This window comes from Streptomyces sp. NPDC043896 (genome assembly GCF_056435605.1).
Genome location: NZ_JBWKEE010000019.1, coordinates 38,317 through 53,721 on the forward strand (window position 1 = coordinate 38,317; position 15,405 = coordinate 53,721).

Genomic DNA, 15,405 nt, shown 5'->3' on the forward strand with positions numbered 1-15,405 from the left:
GCCCGCAGGGACTCAAGGGACTGAAGAATCAAAACAGTCGCAGCAGCCTGCACTGCTTCGGCGTGTCGCTGCGCTAGGCTCCGGCATTGTGAAAGTTTGGTCCCTTCAGTCCCTGCCGGGGACGGGGCCAACGTCCCGACCAGCCCACACAGTCGAACCGAGCCCAGCCGCACCGCCAAGGAAGACTCACGTGCCAGCCCACAGCGCAACGCCGCCACCCGCGGCAGCCGTCGGCACGGAGCACGGCCTCCCCGTAGCGCTCTGGCTGGCCTCCCGGGGCATGCCCGTCCATCCCCTCGCCCCAGGGACCAAAACACCCGCCGGGAACTGCGCCCGCTGCCGCGCACAGCACCACACGCCCTCCGCCTGCCCCTGCACGGAGCAAGGACGGTGGTGCCACGGCTTCCACGCCGCCACCACCGACACCGCCGTCATCAGGGACTGGTGGCGCCAGGAGCCGCGGTTCGGCGTAGGGGTCTCCTGCGGCCCGGCCGGCCTCGTCGTCATCGACGTCGACACCCACGCGGCCGAGCCGCCGCACCGCGGCCGCCTGCTGCCCGGCATCGACATCGACGACCGCGTCGACCTGACCGGGCTCAGCTCCGGCTACGACACCCTCGCCCTCCTGGCCGCGCTCCGCCGCCGCCCCGACCCCGCCCAGGACGGCGGCACCCTGCGCGTACGCACCCCCAGCGGAGGCCTGCACATCTGGTACCGCGCCCCCCTGGGAGGCCCGGCCATCCGCTCCTCCTGCGGTACGAGCACCCGTGCGGCCCTCGCCTGGCAGGTCGACGTACGAGCCACCGGCGGCTACATCGTCGCGCCCGGCACGCGCACGGCCCACGGCACCTACGCAGCCCTGCCCGGCGCCCGCACCCCCGCCCCCCTGCCGCTGTGGCTGGGCGCCGAACTCGCCCGCACCGGCCACCACCCCGCCCTCCCGGAGCCGACAGCGCCCCCCGCGCCGCACGGCACACGGACCCCGCGCACCACACCGGCGACGGGCGCGCACAGCACCACAAGCACCACAAGCACCACCGACGCCCACCGCATCCTCGGCCCCCTCCTGGCCGAAGTCCGCGACTGCGCCCACGCACCCTCCGGCACCGCGTTCGGCGAGAAGCTCAACCGGGCCGCCTTCACCGCCGGCGGCCTCGCCGCCGCGGGCCACCTCGCGCTGCCCGAATGCGCCCGGCTCCTCACCGAAGCCGCCGACGCGGCCCGCCCGGACCGGCAGCGCCGCAACCAGCTCGTCATCGACTCCGCGCTCCGCGCCGGCGGCCACCGCCCCATCCACCCCAAGGGACGTTCATGAGCAGCGCAGGAAGCACCGGCTTCGACGCGCACGCCGCCGCGGAGCAGCTCGCGGTCTTCGCGGCCGAGACCGAGGCAGGGACCCAGGCGGGGACCAAGGCGGGGACCCATTCGGCGACTTCCGCGGGGACCCAGGCCGGGGCCGCCCAGCTGCCCGCCCAGCAGGTTTCCACTCCCGCGACCACGCCGTCCCGCGCCGATGACTTCGTACAGTCCGGGCTGCTCGTCAACCTCACCGACCGCGGCAACGCCAAGCTCTTCGCACACCTCCACAACCACCGCTTCCGCCACGTCGAGGGCCTCGGCTGGTACGTGTGGGACGAGTACCGGTGGAAGCGCACCGGCGGCGAGAAGGCGGCCATCTGGGCCGCCGGCGACATGGCCGAGGAGATGCCGCTGCACGACCCCCGCGGCCACTTCACCGACCGCGAGCTCGTCCAGCACCGCAAGCGCGCCATGTCGACCTCCGGGGTCAAGGCGATGCTGTCGCAGGCCAAGGCCTCCCCGGAGCTCGCCCTGGACCCGGACACCCTCGACGGCGACAAGTACGCCCTGTGCACCCCCGCCGGCGTCGTCGACCTGCGCACCGGCGAACTCCGCAAGCCCGACCCGCTGCGCGACCTGCACTCCCGCGCCACCTACCTCGCGCCCGAGGCCAGCCCCACGCCCCGCTTCGCCCGCTTCCTGACGGAGACCTTCGGGGACGACGACAAGGGCAGGGAGATGATCACCTTCGTCCATCTCCTGCTCGGCTACTCCATCACCGGCGACGTCGGAGGCCAGGTCCTGCCCTTCCTCTACGGCATCGGCGCCAACGGCAAGTCCGCGCTGATGGACATCGTCATCAAGATCCTCGGCGACTACGCGGACGTGGCGCCGCCCGGCTTCCTGATGGAACGCGGCAAGTTCAACGAGCACTCGACCGAACTCACCGAACTCCACGGCCGTCGCCTGTTCGTGTGCAGCGAGCTCAAGCCCCACGACAAGTTCGACGAGGCCCGCGTCAAGCTCCTCACCGGCGGCGACCGCCTGAAGGCCCGCCGCATGCGCCAGGACTACTTCAGCTTCGAACCCACCCACAAGCTGTGGCTGCTCGGCAACCACCGTCCCGAAGTCGGCACCGGCGGACACGCGTTCTGGCGGCGCATCCGCCTGATCCCGTTCGACAAGGTCGTCCCCGACCACCGCAAGATCGACAACCTCGCCGAGGAACTCGTCAACCACGAGGGCCCCGGCATCCTCCACTGGATGATCCAGGGCGCCATGGCCTACCTCAGGACCAAGCCGTCCCTCACCGGGCCCACCGTCGTGCGCACCGCGACCCAGGCCTACGCCACCACCGAGGACCACATCGGCCGCTTCCTCGCCGAGTGCTGCACCACCGGGGACGGGGCCGACGAGCCGCGCGACTTCAAGGTGGAGCAGGGTGCCCTGTACCGCGCGTACAGCACCTGGTGCCAGGAAGGCGAAGGCCTGCGCCCCGCCACCACCCGCGCCTTCGCCACCCGCATCCGCGCCGAGGTCGGCATCTCCTCTCCCGGCGAGATGCTCCGCTCCAACGGCCAGAAGTTCTACCCCGGCCTCGCCCTGCTCGCCGACGAGGCCGGATGAGCCGGTACGGGGCGGACGCGAACGCCCGGCGAACGGAGCAGCCCCGGGGTGAACCGCCCGGGCCTACTGTCCGCCACCGCACCCAGCCACCTACCATGGACACGCAACGAATGAGCCAGTCACAGGACGCCGCCCCGCACACCGCCATAGCCTGTGCCCGGCGCCCGGTAGCGTGGTCCGTCCGGACCGCGCAACAGGTACGACAGACCGAGAGGGGACCAAGGCCATGAGCTCGCTACTTCAAGCAAGCGATCTCACCCACGAGGACAAGGTGGTGTGGCTGGAAGACCCCGCACAGCTCGACTACGTACGCCAGGCCCTCGACAAGACCCCGCGCCGGCGCGGCAAGCCCCGCTACTACCGGGACGGCCGCATGGTCGGCTTCGCGGAGCTCTGCGACAGCGCGGAGGCCGACCCCGACAGCGGGCTCCAGAAGCGCCGGGTGTTCTACCTCCTCCCGCACGACCGCGACGCGGAACCGGACGGCCTGTACCGCGCCGGCGCCCCGGGCGAGGCGGTGGACCCGCGCACGGTGGAGCCGGGGCACGTCGGGCTGAAGACGGAACGCTCCCAGCGCGGGGTCGCGGGCGCGGCCACGCGCACGGTCGCCTGAGGCGCGTGCACCCATTCGAAAACTCGGTCCCTTCGGTCCCTGCGGGAACCCCGTCAGGACCCCTGTGACCCCTCTGACCTGCGAGGACCGAAAGAACCACCCCAGGGACCGAACAGACCCCGTCAGGGCCGCAAGGCGTAGCACCGGAGCACGTCGACGTCGGCGACCCGTACGGAGGACCACCCCGCGGTGAGCGCCTCCGCCTCGGCGGCGCTGATCGCGAGCTCGCCGAGAGGATCCCCCTCCTCACGGCGGCCGGCGACCTCGGCGACCACCCAGAAGACACCGCCGGGCGCGAGGACGCGTCGTACGCGGTCGAGGAAGGCCCGCTTGTCGTCCACCCACCGGTAGACCAGCCGGCAGGTCACCGCCGCGTACGCGGGCTCGGGCAGCTCCCCGAGGTCACCGGCGGCGAAGTCCAGCAGCCGCCACTCCGGCCCGGGACCCGTATCCGAACCCTGCGCGGCGGCGAGGGCGCTGGGAGCGCAGTCGACACCGGTGACGCGGTAACCGAGCCGGTGGTGCAGGTACCGGGCGAGCCCACCGTCCCCGCACCCCACGTCGAGGGCGCCCCGCCCCCGCCCGGAGCCGAGCTCCTGCCGCAGCAACTCGGCCTCGCGCCCGCCCACCGGCCGGTAACGCCGCCCATCGGCCCACAACGGCTCCCAGTAGGCGGCGGATGCGGTACTGGTCACCGGACTCCTCGGCACGGGGCTGCACGGGTACCCGCCGATCGTTCCGCCCCCACCCAGGACGCGCAAGCCCGACGGCCCCCCGAACGCCGCCCCGGGGCCCGGGGGCAGGGCCACCCGGGCGGAACACGCCCCGCCTCCGGGAGACCAGGGGCCCCTGGCCAGAGCAGCCCTGTTGGAAACCCCGGCGGTGTCTTGCCGGGAACGCCGGTATCGGCAGAAGCGCTCCAGAACAGCCCGCCGGTGGTCTAACGTTGCAGGCCCCAAAGCCTGCTCCCCGCACCCGCGGGGATGAACCCCATCCCGGACTTCAGACGAATCGTCTACAGATCTGCTCCCCGCACCCGCGGGGATGAACCCGGCACGGCTCACCACCTCGCCTATCGGGTTTCCTGCTCCCCGCACCCGCGGGGATGAACCCCGGACGGGGGTCTAGCCTCTCGCCAGACCGACCTGCTCCCCGCACCCGCGGGGATGAACCCTTCTCGGCTGCGGCTCCACCGCCGAAACGGGCCTGCTCCCCGCACCCGCGGGGATGGACCTGCACCCGTCCGGGGGTCGTGCACCCGGCGGTGCCGCTCCTGCGCTGGCAGGGCATGTTCAAGGCGCCGCCGTGCCCTGGTGGGGGAGGGGCTCAGGGGTCGTCGGTGTGGAGGCGGCGGTCGAGGTCGGTGGCCCAGTTGAGGGCCCATGCGCGGAGGGCGGCCGATTCGGTGGCCGTGAGGCCGTAGGCGGCGAACTCCTCGTCGTCCGTCCACTCCGCGCCCGCGAGCCGGTCGCGCAGGTCGGTGAGGCGGAACTCGTCGCGGCCGTGGCGTTCGCCGAGCCGTTCGAGCTCGCTGAGGGTGTGGTGCCGGGCGGCGGCGTGGACGTCCACGAAGTCGCGCGGGGTGCCCCGGTCGGCCAGGGCCCGGACCTTGGTGCCGATGACGGAGTCGAGGGCCAGGACGGGCCCGTACTCGGTCCTGGTCGGCGGGGTCCAGAAGTGCTCCTTGAGGACGTCGACCGTGCAGCGCTCGCCGCCCTCGGGGTCGGTGACCACGAGGCGGGCGGAGAGCGGGTCCACGCCGATGACCTCCACGTGCCAGCCGCGCGCGGTCAGACCGTGTTCCAGACCGGCGGCGATGTCGGCCATGGGTGCCGGGTTCTCGGTGGCGACGTCGAGGTCCTGGCTGACGCGGTCGACCAGGCCGTGCGCCTGGACGGCGTACCCGCCTGCGAGGACGAGGGGGTACGGGGAACCGATGTCGATCACGGCGGCCAGGAGCCGGCGGTGCAGACCGCTGAGCCTCACGCCGCCGTGAGCCCGGACGCGGATCCGGCCGCGGACCCGGACGCCAGCTCGGGGAACGCGTCCTCCCACACCTGCCGGACGTGCCGGCTCACCAGGGTGCGCAGGACCGGCCACTGCGCGACGAGCAGGTCGCGGTTGAGGAGCTTCACCAGGTCCTCGTGCTGTCCCTCGGCCAGGACCGTGCGGTACAGGCCCATCCGCAGGCGCGGCCGGTCCAGGTCGTAGGAACGCAGCCCGGACCAGGCGACGTGCAGGGGCAGGTCGACCACGCCGTGCGCGGGCCCCGCGAGCTCCTCCAGGGCGGAGGGCAGCCTGCCCGCGTACCGGGCGTGCAGCACCTCGGCCGCCGACGGGCCGGGGGTGGGGGAGTACGGCGTGACCATGCCCCCGATTATCCCGCGTCCCGCCCGCCCCCGGTACCGCAGACGCGTCATGCCGCCCGGGGCGCGGGCATCTCCTTCCGCGGGGTGGCCGACGGCGGCCGGGTGTCGTTCCTGGGGGCGGCGTTCGGCGGCGCCGCGCTGGTCGGCCCGACTTCGACCAGCCGATGTCACGGACGGACTTCGACGCCCTGGCCGAGTCGGACCAGTGGCGTACGGCGGGTTCCCAGCTGCTCGGCCGCGACCTCGCCGAGCACCTGGTCCGCCACCCGGACCACGGACTGCGCGTGACGGTCGTCGGGAACGAGCGCCTGGACGCGGACCTGATCACCGTGCCGGCCCACGACGGCGACACCCGGGTACGCGTCGCCGTGGCCGTCCGGCCCGACGTCACCGAAGAGCCGCGCGCCGAGATCAGCGCCGGACTGCCCGGCTATGCCGCCCACTGGCGTGTGGCCTGGGTCGAGGAGCTCCACGACGCCCCCGAGGCGATGCGCCGCCCCTCTCTGGCCGCTTCCGCGAGCGTCGGCGTCCGGCGTACCGTCGCGCGCGCCCGTCACCTGCCGTCCGACGTCCTGGAACGCCTCTCCCGCGACCCCGACCGCCGGACGCGCCGCCGCCGACCCCCGGCTCTCGCCCGCCACGGTCCCGCGCCTGCTCGACGACACCCTCCCGGTCCGGAGGGCAGCCATCGTCCTCGTCCGCCTGCTCCGCGACGCGGACACCGCCGAGGCCGCGGCCGTCAGCCCGGCGATCCCCGCACCAGTCGTACGGCGGCTGACCGACCTGGCCCGCCGGCCGGGCACGAGCCGACCGCCTACGAGAGAGGCGTCGGCTTCCGGGGCGGTGGTACCGCACGCAGGAGTTCCCACAGCGGGCGCGACCCGCCGGCCCATTGCGCGAGCAGGTGACGGTCGACGAGGTGGAGCTTCTGGGACTCGGCGAAGTCGCGGGCGGGGCCGGAGAACCGGCCGTTGGTGAGCATGACCAGGACGTCTCCGCCGTGGACCTGCCGGCCCGTGCCGTTGAGGACCTGGAGGTCGGGGCTGCCGACCGCGGATCCGGACCAGCCGGCCTTGCGGTGCTTGCACTGGATCACCCAGCGGCGGCCGTACGGATCAGTGGCCTTCACGTCCGCGCCGTTGTCGCCCCGGCCGCCGACCTTCTCCGCGTCGGAGCAGCCGTCGCGGCGCATGAGGTCCCGTACGGCGAACTCGAAGGCGTCGTAGTGGAGGCCGTCGAGCTGTTCGACGGCGTAACGCAGCCCCTGGGCCCGGACCCGGTCCCATCGGGCGGCCTCCCGTCGCCTCCGCAGCCACAGCCAGCCGGCGCCCGCGGCAGTCGCCAGGATCAGGGCCAGGGCCCAGGGGTGGGCGGCCAGCCACGACAGCAGCGCCGCGACCAGGCTGAAGGCCACGGCGGCCGCCAGGCCGAGCATCCACAGCACCTCCGAGCCCGCGCCCTTGCAGCGCCGTACGCTGCTCCCGCGCCTGCGCCGCCCCGCGGGCGGGCGCCGGGTCACCGGCCGCTCGCCGGGCTGGGGAAGACGATCGGATAGGAGACCGTCGGCTCCGGCCGGGGGGCCGGCCGGTTCTCCCACGCGGGCCACTTGATCGGATAGACCGTCGTCGACTGCGGCCGGGGTAAGCCCTGCCCCGCCTCCGCGCCCCCTGCGGGGGGTGCAGGGGACGCGGCGGTCGTGGGACCGTTGCCGAACACGAAGACCCCGGCCACGATCAGGCCCAGCAGGGCGGTCTCCCTCCGGGCCCCCGGCGGAAGCCGGAGGTGGCCGCTGACCTTGGTGCCGTCCGACCTCACGTACGCGTTGATCCAGGGCACAGCCGCATCCCCCTCGGTGGTCGCGTCACGCCTCCCCGCGCGACTGACCCATGAAAGCAGCCGCCGCTGACAGCACGTCACCTTTTGGTCACCCCGCACGGTCATCCGTCGATACGTCTCCCCCGTGCGGGGGAGGCAGGGCGGTCCCGGCGGCCGACGCGCCCGGCGGACGGCGCGGGCAGAGTTCCTCCCGGGCGGTACCCGCGGTGGGTGCGGCGTACCGGACGACAACCAGAACTCGGGGGACGAGATGACGAAGGCGACGACCACGGCCACGACGACGGCCACGGAGGGGGAGGCGGTACGGCGCGGCCGACGTGGCCGGCGGGAGGCCTGGCCGGGCTATGCGGCAGCGGGAGCGGCGATCGCCTACGCGGCACCGCACTTCTGGTGGGGTGCCGGAATCGGCGCGACCTTCCCCGGCGACTTCGCCTCCGCCCCGCACGGCACCTGGGAGGCCGCCATCGGGTACTGGGTGATGGGCGCCGTGGCCGTGGCCGGCGCCGTCGTCGCGCTCGCCCTGGTTCGGCCCTGGGGCCGCCGGCTCCCGCGCCGTACGCTCTGCGTCCTGTCCCTCACGGCGTCGGTCGGCATGACCCTGTGGGGCTTCACCTACTTCGCGCTGCAGTACCTGCTCGCGGCCGGCCGAGTCGTCTCCGCCCCCGCCTTCGCCGCCAAGGACGCCCACCCGCAGGCCGCATGGGGCCTCTTCTGGTACGCCCTCTTCGTCCTGTGGGGCCTCATGCTCGGCCTGGCCGCCTGGAAGCGACTGCGCGGGGGCGAGGACCGGGATGCCGTCGCCGCATGACCGCGCATGGCAGGCCCTGCCTTGAGTCGGCCGCGTTTTTTCCGGCCCGCCGACGGGTCAGGGCGCCTGCGGCCGGTGGGCAACGGCGTCGATGCCCGACGCCCGCAGCCTGCGGGCCAGGAGCTCCATCTCGGGCAGCGTCCCCGAGTGCTTCCCGGCCGCGACCTCGCTCATGACCGCCTTGACCTCGGCCAGACCCATTCCGAGCTCTGCCCGCAGCACGCGCATCACCGACGCGTTCCGCGCCGCCGGATCCACCCGTAGCCGGGCGGGTCCGTGCTCGGAGAGCATGCGGTTCCGCAGCCCGGCGGGCAGTTCACCACCACAGACCGCCAGCGCGAACCCGCAGGCCGGACAACTGGTTTCCGTGTCCCAGCGCAGGGCCAGGCCCGCCAGTGCCTGCACACCCCACCACTCCGCTTCCGCACCACAGTCCTGGCACGCGACCGAGTACCCGATGGACTCCAACACCACGGGATCCATCCCCACCTCCGCCCATTCCCACATCGCCGGGCCCGGATGCCACCCCGTGCCCAGATGGGGGGTTGGGGGTGGGGGTTCGGCGGTCCGGACCGATGTGTCCGTGCATGCTGATGATCACCCTACCGAGGGTGTCCTGCGGAGCTCGCGGAGTTTGTGCGGGCTGTGGTTGACGGCCGTTGACGGTCAACGCGTCCGAAGCGGAACGGCAGTGTTCGGGTTGCGGGAGCAGCGCGTTCATCGCGGGCAGTGAGGAGTCCGAGGCACCGGGACCGCGTTCCCGACGAGGGGCCGCGAAGGCTGCCTCCGGCTCGTGCGGGCATGGCAGAGAGCAAGTGACAGCGGCAGGGCTCCAGCGGCGTCGATCAAGGCGCATCACGCGTGATGTCCAACTCGCCAGAAGTACTCGAGAACAGCGCGTCAGTCGCATAGAGTCGCAGGCCAGCAAGCCTGCTCCCCGCGCCTGCGGGGATGACCCCGGGCCCCCGTTCGCGGTATGTTGAGAGGGAAGCTGCTCCCCGCGCCTGCGGGGATGACCCCGCCCGGTACAGGTTCATCGCCCCGTACCAGTGCTGCTCCCCGCGCCTGCGGGGATGACCCCATCCGCGCCGACTACACCGACAACACCAGCCACTGCTCCCCGCGCCTGCGGGGATGACTCCCGGGCCAAGCGCACCAGCAGCTGCACGATGTACTGCTCCCCGCGTTGCGGGGATGACCCCGACGTGATCGCCACGTGGAACCACAACAAGGACTGCTCCCCGCGCCCTGCGGGGATGGACCCCGGCGGTCTCCGTCGCTGCGTGTCCGCCTGGAGCGACACGTTCCGGCCGAGCGGTGCGGACACCCGGCCCCTCACGCCCCCGGCCGTCGGCCGCCAGGTGCTCGGGACTACGCGGACTGCGCGGACTGCGCGGGCGGACGGCGGGACCGTCGCATCCACCGCCGATACCCAGAGGTACGGCCATTGGCCGCGTCGCCGGGACGGGGCGCGGTGCCTATGATCGATGCTGTCGAAGGGGGCCGGGCTGTGTCCGAGTGGCGTCTCGAACCGTTATGGCGTGCACCGCTGCTCAAATGGATCCAGCCTGCCCGCGAACGCGCACCCTACGCCGTCATCCCCACCCCGTACGGCGAGTACGTCCTCTTCCGGGGCCCCGGCAAGCAGCCGAATGCGACCGCCAAGGCCGAGGCCTGGGAGCGGTGGCAGCTCATCCTCGGCGACGACGTAGTCCTGGACGTCGACGACGCCGCGGCACCCTGGCACATCCTGCGGAACAGGATGCGCGTCGGGGTCCACGGCACCCTGGACGGCGTGCCGTTCACGGCGCGGGCCGCGGCCAGGTCGCTCGTACCGAGCCGCCGAGGCATACGCTTCGACACGGCCGATGGCCGGACCCTGTCCCTCGCAGCCCATCGCTGCCACCGCCACTTCGTCCGCAGCGTCACGGCCGTCGGCGGCGAAGAGCGGCTCACCCTGCGCTCCGACGGTCCCCGTTGGGAGGCGGACCGCCTGGAACGGGGTGAGCTGGCGGTCCTCTGCTTCGTGCTGATCTCCGGCGCCGACGGACTCCTCACCTCGCCCCTCGCGATCCTCTAGCTCGTCCAGCGCAGGCCTGCTCGGGGACGAGCAGAGCACACGGCCGGGTAGCGCCGAAGGGCCGCGTCCGTCCGGCGGGAACTCGGCCGTCACCGTCCGGTCACCCGGGAGCCGTCAGTGGAACCAGACGACGAGGCGGACGTTCTCCGCCCCGTGGAGCGCGCTGAGCGTACGCATCACCGCCCAGACCGGACCCCAGCCGGTGTCGTCGCCTGCGGCAGAACGCCGGCTGCGCCTGCCGGAACGGTCGGTCTCCTCCCAGTCCGCGCGGGCGAGTTCGGACCAGGTCACCCAGGTGGTGCCATGGACGTAGCGGGGGCCGCCGCACGCGGCGTACTCCTCGCGGACTCCCTCGGACGCGTCCCCCGGCATGCCGCGCGCCTCCGCCAGCGGCCGGAACCCGAAGGTGTTCCGTACGCCGAAGAGGCAGGCGAGGGCGTCGTAGGCGTTCCCGTCGTTGAGGAGGAAGAGGTCGATGCCGGCCTGCCAGACGGAGTCCTCGTCGTCCGGCCCCCAGAGCCGGACGCCCGGATTGCACTCGATCATTCCGCTCACCTCGGTGGACATGACGGAATTCTGGCCGGGGGAGGGGCCGTCCGTCGCCCGGGTTTCACAGCCGTCTCTCCCACGACGGCAGGCGGAACCTCGACCGACCGCGCCGCCGCCCCCGATGTCCGTCAGCAGCGCGTGGAATCCCGGCTCCTCCACCTCCGCCCCGGTCCTGGCTCTCCGGTCCAGTGACCCGTTCGGCCGACGGGATCCGTCCGGTCCGCCGTATCCCGGTAGGGAGCACGAGGTCCTCGACGGGGTCGCGGCGTTCGACGTCGAAGTCCCCGGGCCAGGCGAGGGTGGCCGCCAGGGCCGGGTCCTGCTCGATGCGGCGGAGCAGGGATTCCGGTGCGCTCATGGGCGGAGCCTACGGGCGGCGTCGCGCACCGGTTCGGCCAAGGGGACGCGAGGGGCGGGCCGGTCCGGCTGTACGCAGGTCCCTGTCCGGCCCAGCGCCCGGCCTGCGCCGCCTCCACGGCCTGGCAGCCGACGGCTGGGGCTCGCGCGCCGAACCGTACGCCGCACCCCCCTCGCCACCACCTCCCGCAGGCGCGCTCCGGGGAGGACGCGGGCCTTCGCGCGCCGCCCGTCGGGGCGGGTAAGGTACTGCACCTGCTCGACGGAGGTACGACGATGAACCCCGAAGACGAACCGCTCGACCAGTGGGCAGCGCGCCGCGAGGGCCGGTTGCGCAAACCCGGCGAACGCAAGGCCGTCACCCTCGGCCCCGGCCCCCAGCGAGGGTCCCACCTGGACCCCGACGCCCCGCGCCTGATCCTGGAGTGGGACGGTTTCCAGTGGGTCACCGTCACCGTGGCCGACGACTACGCAGCGGCCGGCCGCCTCCTCAATCCGTCCGCTCAGGCACAGTCACAGACACAGGCACAGGCACAGGCACAGGCAGATGCCGTGCCCATCCCCGGATACGCGCCCAGGCTCGGGAAGGGCACCGGAAGACACCGCAAGCCGTGACGCTCCGCCCGGGTTCCGGCAGAGGAATGCGCGGGCAAGAACGCTTCTGATGGCCTGGCGGGAGGCGGGGGACGCGAGGCGAGTCCGAGCAGGACCACTACGTGCATGGCCACAGCGAACTTCGCCACGCCTTGAACCGGATGGCCCCCGCAGGGCCCCCGAAGTCCCATGGGCGTATCGGTATGAGTATCCGTCCTCCGGGCCCGGAACCAGAGGTACCCCGGTAGCGTGGCGCCGCCCGCACGGGCCGGGCAGCCCCTCCACCCGACCGGGAGACGCGTATGCCGACCGCAGCCACGTACCGGAGCAGCCATCGGCTCCGCCCCGGCCATCCGGACGCCTGCCGATCAGGCCGGGCCCGCTTGGCCGTCCGGCCGGCGGAGGGTGGGGGTGCCGTATGACGCCGGAGGCTTCCGGATCCTGGGACAAGTTCGGGCTGCGCGCCGCCCCGCAGGAGCCGTGGGAGCGGTTCTGCTGGACCCAGTACGGCGACCACGGCCCGGGGCTGGAGCTCCTGCACACCGGTCCCGGCAACCGGGTACTGGAACTGGGCCCGGGCAAGGGTGACAACCTCGCGCTGGTGGCCCGTACCGGTGCCCGGGCCGTCGGGGTGGACGTCTCCGCCGCCCAGGTCGAGGCGGCGCGGGCCCGCTTCGGGGATCTGATCGAGGTCCGGCACGCCCGGGCCGAGGAGTACCTGGCGCAGGACGGGGAGCGGTTCGACTCCGTGTACTCCGTCTTCGGGGCGGTGTGGTTCACCGACCCGGACGTGCTGCTTCCGCTCGTACGCCGGGCCCTTCGCCCGGGCGGCAGGTTCGTCTTCTCCCACCTGCCGCCGTCCGGCGAATGCCCCGGCCCGCACACGTACGACATGTACGGACCCGACGGCGAACTGCTGCCCATCACCCGCTGGTGCTACCGGCCGTACATGTGGGAGCGGAAGCTGCTGGACGCCGGATTCACCGCCGCGACCGGACAGCGCCTGCCCTGCCCGCCGGACAGGGAGACCATCGGAACCCTGATCGTGGAGGCCACCGCCGCGTGAGCCCGACCGTCCGGCGTGGTGGTGACGAGGGTGGTGGTGACGAGGGCGGTCAGCGGTCCTGGGAGAGCCGCAGGAGCTCCGCGAAGGTGCCGCCCGCGTGGACGAGGTCCTCGTACCGGCCCTGTTCGGTGATCCGGCCGTGCTCCATCACCACGATGTGGTCGGCGATCCTCGTGTTCTCCAGACGGTGGGTGACCACGATGGTGATGCGGTCGGCGGCGATCGCCTTGATCTGCTCGAAGATCTGGTGCTCCCCGCGCGGGTCCATCTGCGAGGTCGGCTCGTCCAGGATCAGCAGCCCCGGCCGCCGGTACAGGGCCCGGGAGCACGCGATGCGCTGCCACTGGCCGCCGGAGAGTTCCGAGCCGCCCCAGATGTCGCGGGACAGGAGGGTGTCCAGGCCCGCGGGGAGGTCCTCGACGGCTTCGCGCAGGCCGACCGCGTCGACGGCCTTCCACACCGCCGCGTCGTCGTGCGTCCGGGGCTGGCCGAGGGTGACGTTCTCGCGGACCCGCAGCGGCCACTGGGCGAAGATCTGCGGCACCAGGCCCGTGTCCGCCCACACCGTGGCGGGGTCCACCTCGGCGAGGTCGGCGCCGTTCCAGGTGACCCTGCCCTTGTCCGGCAGGTAGATCCCGGTCAGCAGGCGGGTGAGCGTGGACTTCCCCGAGCCGTTCGCCCCGACGATCGCGAGGACCTGGCCGCGCCGCAGCGTCAGCGAGACACCGTCCACCGCGGGCTTGTCCTTGCCGGGGTACTGGTAGACGACCTCCTCCAGCCGGATCTCCTCGGTCGGCGTGCAGTGCCTGCCCGGTCCGCGGTCGGGGGTGCGGGCGGCGGCCTCGTCGAGGAAGGACTGCATGTCGCTCAGGTACAGGCTGGTGTGGAAGACCGCGGCCCCGTTGACGACGACCTGCGACAGTGCGGCGAGCGTCGTCTGGACGGCGATGACGGCCGTCGCCGCGACCGCGAGGTCGATCCGGCCGGACACCGCCAGCCACGCCAGGGCGCCCCAGGTCGCGACGAGGAACACGCCCCCGGCCAGCGCCGAGAGCAGGCCGATCCGCAGGGTGCGCGGGGCGGCGGCCAGGGTGCGCCGGTCACACCGGTCGGACAGGGCCCGGTACCAGTAGACGAGGTAGTCGGTCATCGAGTTGGCGCGGACCTCGTCGCCGTACCTCGACTCGGTCGCCCACCAGCGCATCATCCCCCTGACGTTGCGGTCCGCGACATTGGCGTAGTGGATCTCGTAGTCGACCCGGGCCGTCAGGACGGCGCCGACGCCGGCCGGCAGTACGGCGAGCAGCAGCAGCGGCAGCATCAGCGGGTTCAGGACCGACAGCACGCCGCCGGCCGTGACCATGCGGATCAGCGCGGACAGGAACCGCTGCGCGTCGGTGACCATCACGTGCGTGCGGATCACCCCCATCTCGGCTGCCTCGTGACGGTCCGAGAAGCCGTCCTCCGCGTACGCCGAAGCCTCCACCCGGCACACCGCCTCGACCAGGGCGGTGTCCGTCTCCGTCGTCAGCCGCGGGGTGATCCGGCGTTCGGCGTACGTGGCTACCGCGCCGGACGCACGGCCCGACGCGGCCGCGAGCCCCAGCACGAGCAGCGCCGGCAGCGCCCCGTACAGCCGGTCGGCGGCGGAGCCGTCCCCGAGTACGGGTGCCATGGCGCGAGCGGTGGCGGCCAGCAGGACGGCGGCCGAGGCGCCCGTGACCACCTGGCAGCCGAGGAGGAGCCGCACGGCGCGCGGGTCGGTCCGCCACGACAGCCGGGCGATGCGGCCCAGCACGGTGGGGATCTGCGCGCACATGCGGCGGAAGGAGACCTCGGCGAGCGGGTTGACGGAGTACTGCCCGCCGTAGGTGATCTCCGCGGGTGGGGGAGGGGGCGGCGGGGCCGGTGGGGCCGGCGGTGTCGTGGAGGTGGTGGTCTGCTGTTCCGTCTGTTCCGAGCTGTCGGCCGAGGTCAACGTGGTCCCCCTTGACGGTGGTCCGGCGTGGTCGTGAGGGTCAACGACACCGCCGGGATATCGAACGCATGTGTTTCGGTCGGTCCCGGAACCCCGGGACGGAGCGCGTGGCGGAGGGTGGAGGATGCATCGACCCGTCTCTCGCAACGGGAGTGCGGGGCAAGGGGGTTGGCCGAAACGCCGACATCTCGGCCTTGCCTTCCACCACACCGACCCCGCGTACCCGGTGC

General features: G+C 73.1%; 17 protein-coding genes and 1 CRISPR repeat array. Of the genes, 8 read left to right on the top strand and 9 right to left on the bottom strand.

Going from position 1 to position 15,405, the window contains the following annotated elements; translation table 11 throughout:
- The first annotated feature begins 190 nt into the window (after window positions 1–190).
- The 3 genes from AC069X_RS25495 to AC069X_RS25505 all read left to right on the top strand — a co-directional run bounded on the left by AC069X_RS25495 (window position 191) and on the right by AC069X_RS25505 (window position 3,538).
- Window positions 191–1,315 (top strand): bifunctional DNA primase/polymerase, encoded by a 1,125-nt coding sequence (locus AC069X_RS25495; RefSeq protein ID WP_478731765.1) that lies wholly within the window; start codon window positions 191–193, stop codon window positions 1,313–1,315.
- On the top strand, window positions 1,312–2,925 hold the full coding sequence (locus tag AC069X_RS25500; RefSeq protein ID WP_478731767.1) for a DNA primase family protein: 1,614 nt from the start codon (window positions 1,312–1,314) through the stop codon (window positions 2,923–2,925). The genes AC069X_RS25495 and AC069X_RS25500 overlap by 4 nt, the downstream gene beginning before the upstream one ends.
- 226 nt (window positions 2,926–3,151) lie before the next feature.
- Window positions 3,152–3,538 (top strand): DUF6009 family protein, encoded by a 387-nt coding sequence (locus tag AC069X_RS25505; protein ID WP_478731769.1) that lies wholly within the window; start codon window positions 3,152–3,154, stop codon window positions 3,536–3,538.
- Window positions 3,539–3,660: 122 nt separating this feature from the next.
- Here the strand turns inward: AC069X_RS25505 and AC069X_RS25510 are convergent, their stop codons facing one another.
- From AC069X_RS25510 to AC069X_RS25525, 4 genes are all read right to left on the bottom strand, one after another.
- Window positions 3,661–4,233: a class I SAM-dependent methyltransferase gene (locus AC069X_RS25510; RefSeq protein ID WP_478731771.1), complete on the bottom strand. Its 573-nt coding sequence runs from the start codon at window positions 4,231–4,233 to the stop codon at window positions 3,661–3,663.
- Window positions 4,234–4,500: 267 nt separating this feature from the next.
- Window positions 4,501–4,773: a CRISPR direct-repeat array (repeat unit 29 nt; unit sequence CTGCTCCCCGCACCCGCGGGGATGAACCC).
- A 91-nt stretch (window positions 4,774–4,864) separates the two neighbouring features.
- On the bottom strand, window positions 4,865–5,524 hold the full coding sequence (locus AC069X_RS25515; RefSeq protein ID WP_478731773.1) for a nucleotidyl transferase AbiEii/AbiGii toxin family protein: 660 nt from the start codon (window positions 5,522–5,524) through the stop codon (window positions 4,865–4,867).
- Window positions 5,521–5,907 (bottom strand): hypothetical protein, encoded by a 387-nt coding sequence (locus tag AC069X_RS25520; RefSeq protein ID WP_478731775.1) that lies wholly within the window; start codon window positions 5,905–5,907, stop codon window positions 5,521–5,523. Before AC069X_RS25520 ends, AC069X_RS25515 begins: the two co-directional genes overlap by 4 nt.
- Before the next feature lie 167 nt (window positions 5,908–6,074).
- Window positions 6,075–6,380, bottom strand: coding sequence for a hypothetical protein (locus AC069X_RS25525; protein WP_478732010.1), 306 nt, complete (start codon window positions 6,378–6,380; stop codon window positions 6,075–6,077).
- Window positions 6,381–6,395: 15 nt separating this feature from the next.
- Here AC069X_RS25525 and AC069X_RS25530 point away from each other — a divergent pair, with 15 nt between their 5' ends.
- Entirely contained in the window at window positions 6,396–6,815 is a 420-nt protein-coding gene (locus AC069X_RS25530; protein WP_478731995.1) for a hypothetical protein, read from the top strand.
- Here the strand turns inward: AC069X_RS25530 and AC069X_RS25535 are convergent.
- Both AC069X_RS25535 and AC069X_RS25540 read right to left on the bottom strand, forming a co-directional pair.
- Window positions 6,722–7,342, bottom strand: a complete 621-nt coding sequence (locus tag AC069X_RS25535; protein WP_478731997.1) for a restriction endonuclease — start codon at window positions 7,340–7,342, stop codon at window positions 6,722–6,724. The two genes, AC069X_RS25530 and AC069X_RS25535, sit on opposite strands and share 94 nt — an antisense overlap.
- An 80-nt stretch (window positions 7,343–7,422) precedes the next feature.
- On the bottom strand, window positions 7,423–7,743 hold the full coding sequence (locus AC069X_RS25540; protein ID WP_478731777.1) for a hypothetical protein: 321 nt from the start codon (window positions 7,741–7,743) through the stop codon (window positions 7,423–7,425).
- A 250-nt stretch (window positions 7,744–7,993) separates the two neighbouring features.
- Here AC069X_RS25540 and AC069X_RS25545 point away from each other — a divergent pair, with 250 nt between their 5' ends.
- On the top strand, window positions 7,994–8,551 hold the full coding sequence (locus AC069X_RS25545) for a DUF3995 domain-containing protein (RefSeq protein WP_478731779.1): 558 nt from the start codon (window positions 7,994–7,996) through the stop codon (window positions 8,549–8,551).
- 57 nt (window positions 8,552–8,608) lie between these two features.
- On the opposite strand, the gene AC069X_RS25550 is transcribed toward AC069X_RS25545, so the two are convergent.
- Window positions 8,609–9,034, bottom strand: coding sequence for a hypothetical protein (locus AC069X_RS25550; protein WP_478731781.1), 426 nt, complete (start codon window positions 9,032–9,034; stop codon window positions 8,609–8,611).
- A gap of 1,027 nt (window positions 9,035–10,061) precedes the next feature.
- Here AC069X_RS25550 and AC069X_RS25555 point away from each other — a divergent pair.
- On the top strand, window positions 10,062–10,631 hold the full coding sequence (locus AC069X_RS25555) for a hypothetical protein (protein ID WP_478731783.1): 570 nt from the start codon (window positions 10,062–10,064) through the stop codon (window positions 10,629–10,631).
- Window positions 10,632–10,745: 114 nt separating this feature from the next.
- Here the strand turns inward: AC069X_RS25555 and AC069X_RS25560 are convergent, their stop codons facing one another.
- The gene (locus AC069X_RS25560; protein WP_478731785.1) at window positions 10,746–11,198 is read right to left on the bottom strand and encodes a hypothetical protein; all 453 of its coding nucleotides are present in this window, start codon (window positions 11,196–11,198) and stop codon (window positions 10,746–10,748) included.
- Between the two features lie 615 nt (window positions 11,199–11,813).
- Here AC069X_RS25560 and AC069X_RS25565 point away from each other — a divergent pair.
- Window positions 11,814–12,152 (top strand): DUF6087 family protein, encoded by a 339-nt coding sequence (locus AC069X_RS25565; protein ID WP_478731787.1) that lies wholly within the window; start codon window positions 11,814–11,816, stop codon window positions 12,150–12,152.
- A gap of 397 nt (window positions 12,153–12,549) precedes the next feature.
- Complete coding sequence (locus AC069X_RS25570; RefSeq protein WP_478731789.1) at window positions 12,550–13,197, top strand: class I SAM-dependent methyltransferase; 648 nt, start codon at window positions 12,550–12,552, stop codon at window positions 13,195–13,197.
- A gap of 49 nt (window positions 13,198–13,246) precedes the next feature.
- On the opposite strand, the gene AC069X_RS25575 is transcribed toward AC069X_RS25570, so the two are convergent.
- Complete coding sequence (locus AC069X_RS25575) at window positions 13,247–15,016, bottom strand: ATP-binding cassette domain-containing protein (RefSeq protein ID WP_478731998.1); 1,770 nt, start codon at window positions 15,014–15,016, stop codon at window positions 13,247–13,249.
- Window positions 15,017–15,405 lie beyond the last annotated feature (389 nt).

Excerpts from the sequence above, each read along its gene's own strand:
- AC069X_RS25500 (WP_478731767.1), top strand. The coding sequence starts at position 1,312 with ATGAGCAGCGCAGGAAGCACCGGCTTCGACGCGCACGCCGCCGCGGAG.
- AC069X_RS25505 (WP_478731769.1), top strand. The coding sequence starts at position 3,152 with ATGAGCTCGCTACTTCAAGCAAGCGATCTCACCCACGAGGACAAGGTG.
- AC069X_RS25520 (WP_478731775.1), bottom strand. The coding sequence starts at position 5,907 with ATGGTCACGCCGTACTCCCCCACCCCCGGCCCGTCGGCGGCCGAGGTG.
- AC069X_RS25530 (WP_478731995.1), top strand. The coding sequence starts at position 6,396 with ATGCGCCGCCCCTCTCTGGCCGCTTCCGCGAGCGTCGGCGTCCGGCGT.
- AC069X_RS25535 (WP_478731997.1), bottom strand. The coding sequence starts at position 7,342 with ATGCTCGGCCTGGCGGCCGCCGTGGCCTTCAGCCTGGTCGCGGCGCTG.
- AC069X_RS25545 (WP_478731779.1), top strand. The coding sequence starts at position 7,994 with ATGACGAAGGCGACGACCACGGCCACGACGACGGCCACGGAGGGGGAG.
- AC069X_RS25550 (WP_478731781.1), bottom strand. The coding sequence starts at position 9,034 with ATGGATCCCGTGGTGTTGGAGTCCATCGGGTACTCGGTCGCGTGCCAG.
- AC069X_RS25560 (WP_478731785.1), bottom strand. The coding sequence starts at position 11,198 with ATGTCCACCGAGGTGAGCGGAATGATCGAGTGCAATCCGGGCGTCCGG.
- AC069X_RS25565 (WP_478731787.1), top strand. The coding sequence starts at position 11,814 with ATGAACCCCGAAGACGAACCGCTCGACCAGTGGGCAGCGCGCCGCGAG.
- AC069X_RS25570 (WP_478731789.1), top strand. The coding sequence starts at position 12,550 with ATGACGCCGGAGGCTTCCGGATCCTGGGACAAGTTCGGGCTGCGCGCC.
- AC069X_RS25575 (WP_478731998.1), bottom strand. The coding sequence starts at position 15,016 with ATGTGCGCGCAGATCCCCACCGTGCTGGGCCGCATCGCCCGGCTGTCG.